General features: G+C 38.4%; 5 protein-coding genes. All 5 read right to left on the bottom strand.

All coding sequences use genetic code 11. The annotated features are described in order from the left end of the window. Positions 1-428 precede the first annotated feature (428 nt). Entirely contained in the window at positions 429-1,418 is a 990-nt protein-coding gene (locus ACEW9O_RS28125; protein WP_373553564.1) for a transposase, read from the bottom strand. Beyond that, positions 1,378-1,767: a transposase gene (locus tag ACEW9O_RS28120; RefSeq protein WP_373553563.1), complete on the bottom strand. Its 390-nt coding sequence runs from the start codon at positions 1,765-1,767 to the stop codon at positions 1,378-1,380. The genes ACEW9O_RS28125 and ACEW9O_RS28120 overlap by 41 nt, the downstream gene beginning before the upstream one ends. A 77-nt stretch (positions 1,768-1,844) precedes the next feature. Then, entirely contained in the window at positions 1,845-2,111 is a 267-nt protein-coding gene (locus ACEW9O_RS28115; RefSeq protein WP_373553562.1) for a Txe/YoeB family addiction module toxin, read from the bottom strand. After that, a complete protein-coding gene (locus ACEW9O_RS28110) occupies positions 2,102-2,308 on the bottom strand; it encodes a DUF2683 family protein (RefSeq protein WP_373553561.1) in 207 nt (68 codons plus the stop codon). The genes ACEW9O_RS28115 and ACEW9O_RS28110 overlap by 10 nt, the downstream gene beginning before the upstream one ends. Positions 2,309-2,457: 149 nt before the next feature. Further along, positions 2,458-2,985, bottom strand: a 528-nt coding sequence (gene queG / locus ACEW9O_RS28105) for a tRNA epoxyqueuosine(34) reductase QueG (RefSeq protein WP_373553560.1), incomplete at its 5' end; no start/stop codon positions are given.

The following is a 2,985-nucleotide window of genomic DNA, read 5'->3' as shown; positions in this document are numbered from 1 at the left end:
TTGGAATTCCATAAATTATATTAGCTTAATCTTTGCTACTCGTAGGCTTTTCTTTTTTGTCCTGTCTGACTAACTTCAGGCAGACAAGCTCTATTTTTAGTGGTTTCTGTCCACTTTCGTTCTTCTCGTTGCCGCTTCGGTTTAAAAGCCAGCATTCGAAGTCTAAATATGTTTTGAATTGAAAATTTGAATTGCTTTATTCTAGTGTTTCACTGAAGATGTTGATTTAGGAACTATTACGCCCCTTTTTAATTACTATTTGATCTTTGGATTGTGAAAAAACTGATATAGCTCTAAATATGAATAGAACAGTGATAAACAAGAGTTTTTTCATAGTGCTTTGATTAAAATTGATTAATAGATGACTGGTTTTGATTTTAAAGCGGTATTGTTTGGATCAATTGATAATTTAGGTGGAGTATGTTTTTTTATGCATAGATTTTAGCTAATCGGAAGAGGAAGAAATTGACATCGCGTACACCACGCAGAACAGTTCTGAATGCTTTTATTTTGGCATTGAAAGATTCAGCAGAAGCATTGGTGCTTCGATTATCGAAGAAGTTGAGTATTTCTTTGTAATGCGTGTATATGGTTGCAGAGATGGTATTAAATGCGTTAAATCCGGATTCTGTTACTTCGTTATACCAATGAGCCAGTTTAGTGTAGGCAACTCCCTTATCTTTTGTTTTCGAGAAGATTAATCTTAGTTTGTGGGTCAGGCTAAAAGCTTTCTGTATGTCTGGATACTGAGCAAAAAGTATTTTTGCCCTTTGTTTTTGGGATTCGCTCCAATTCTCTGGTGATGTAAATAAGAGGTAACGGCTTCGGGCCAGCAGTTGCTTTTTAGAGTCACCATTTTCAAAACACAGGGGAATGTATTCCTTTTTTTCCCAGCGGGCATTGTCAATGGCATTGGTTTCTTCATTGATTGCCTCCCAGCGATGTGCGATGCGCATTTCCTGCAAGGCATCATAGGCCAGTTTTTGAACATGGAACCGATCTGTCACCCTTACAGCTTTGGGAAAGCATTGCCTGGCAATCAGGTTCATCGAACCGGCCATATCTAAGGTGATCTCTTCAACTTTTAATCTTTCCTTTTCTGGGATCTTTTTCAATATGGCAATTACATGCTCTGCTCTGGTGCCTTTGATCATAGCCACAAGCACTCCTTTTTGTCCTTTTGCTGCTTTGTTTGTCAGGATGGTGTACAATTCGCCATTCGACAAGGATGTCTCATCGATACTCAATTGAGATCCCAGATTCTGAGGAAAAATCATCCAGTCCTGTGCGTGGTCTTTTTGATCCCACTCCGGGTAATCACTCAGATGTTCTTTGTATTGTTGACCGAATTGATCCCCATCTATATGATAATGTTTTTCAAGGCTTTTGCTGCTGATTGGGTGAGTATCCAAAAACATCTTTTAAAAAAGACGCGAAACTTTTAGTGTAACGCGTGCCTTCGGCAACTGTATCCCAGGTGTTGCTTACAATATGACCGGTGGATTCTATCTGCCATTTTCTCCTTCTGACATGCAAAAATACAGCCCTTTCACGAATCGGAAAATCCTGTACCTCAGCTGCGGGATAAAAACCCTTCGAAACCAGTTTTTGTCCCTGATATTTTAAAGGAGGAAGGTTGAGTTCATCCAGATAAACATCAAGCCTGTCTGGAGAGACTAGCACTTGGGTAATTTCAAAATAAGTAAAGAGTTCTAAAGGAAGAAGTGCTTTTAATAACTGCCTGTATTGATCATTAATCGAATCCATGTTTGTTCCTTTTATCCAAACAAAGATTCATCATTTTTTTTACTCCACCTACTTTTCAATTTGATCCAAGAAAATTATTATTTGTCGTAATAGTGCCCACGCATGGAGATAACATGAAGCTGCAGGCCAACAATTTCGTAAATAAGGCGATTCCCTTTATCAATTTCCCGTGACCAAAGTCCGCTTAGTTCGTATTTTAATGGCTCTGGTTTTCCTAGTCCAATGGTGGGGTGTTGTAATATATCTTCAATAAGCTTAGATATTCTGTTTTGAATCGTTTTTTGACCACTCTTTTTCCAAAATTTAATATCGTCAAGAGCTTTATCTTTAAAAACTACTTCCATAAATCTTCGGTTTTAATAACCTTTCCTTTACTTACCCTTGATTTTTGAATTTCTTTTACAAATTCTGGGTTATAAGGACTTTCATCCAAACCTATAATTTCAATGTTTTTATCGTTTTTAGCAATTTCGCTTATAAGCCCCAGCAAATACTTTGTTTTTTTAGTTCGTGCGTTTATTTTTACCGTAATTGTTTCCATAACCTCTATTTTTCAAATGTATAGGCAAATTTAGTTACTTTTTGAATACCCACTCATGAATCATGTTAATCTTTACATCTACGGTAGGGTTTGGCACTTTGGCTGTAGCTTGTGGATCTCAATGGGATGCAAAAGAACTTCTCTTTGACTTAATCCTCTTCCAAAAATTTCAGATTACGTTTCAATCCCTCAAGCCGGGTTCGCTTAACTGCCGAATTATTAAACAAATCATTAAACCGGGTTTTATCCAATTCATTCCACTCCTCTTTAGTCATGCTCATCAATTTAGGTTTAGGTACGAAAGCAGACTCGCTGTTTGCTTCCGATTTTAAATTCCACGGGCAAACATCCTGACAAATATCACAGCCAAACACACGGTTCTCGAATTTTCCTTTTAGGGTTGAATCAATCTCTTTTCTATTTTCGATGGTTTGGTATGAAATGCAACGCCGGGCATCGAGCACATAAGGTGCGACCAGAGCCTGAGTGGGGCAGGCATCGATGCAACGGGTACAGTTTCCGCAGTGGTTGCGAACTACTTTGTTACTGGCAGGTAACTCCAAATCGATGATTAATTCACCAATGAAAAAGAAACTACCATGTTCGGTCGAAATCAGGTTGGTATTTTTGCCAATCCAGCCCAAACCCGCACGAGTAGCCCAGGCCCGATCTAAAAC

Origin of the sequence: Haliscomenobacter sp., assembly GCF_041740695.1 — a bacterium.
In the GTDB taxonomy this organism is placed as follows: Bacteria; Bacteroidota; Bacteroidia; order Chitinophagales; family Saprospiraceae; genus Haliscomenobacter.
Note: the sequence above shows the minus strand (reverse complement) of the source record. Positions and strands in the feature narration are given on the sequence as shown.

What these genes read in the sequence shown, in the direction of transcription:
- ACEW9O_RS28115 (WP_373553562.1), bottom strand. Translation starts at nt 2,111, where the DNA reads ATGGAAGTAGTTTTTAAAGATAAAGCTCTTGACGATATTAAATTTTGG.
- ACEW9O_RS28125 (WP_373553564.1), bottom strand. Translation starts at nt 1,418, where the DNA reads ATGTTTTTGGATACTCACCCAATCAGCAGCAAAAGCCTTGAAAAACAT.
- ACEW9O_RS28120 (WP_373553563.1), bottom strand. Translation starts at nt 1,767, where the DNA reads ATGGATTCGATTAATGATCAATACAGGCAGTTATTAAAAGCACTTCTT.
- ACEW9O_RS28110 (WP_373553561.1), bottom strand. Translation starts at nt 2,308, where the DNA reads ATGGAAACAATTACGGTAAAAATAAACGCACGAACTAAAAAAACAAAG.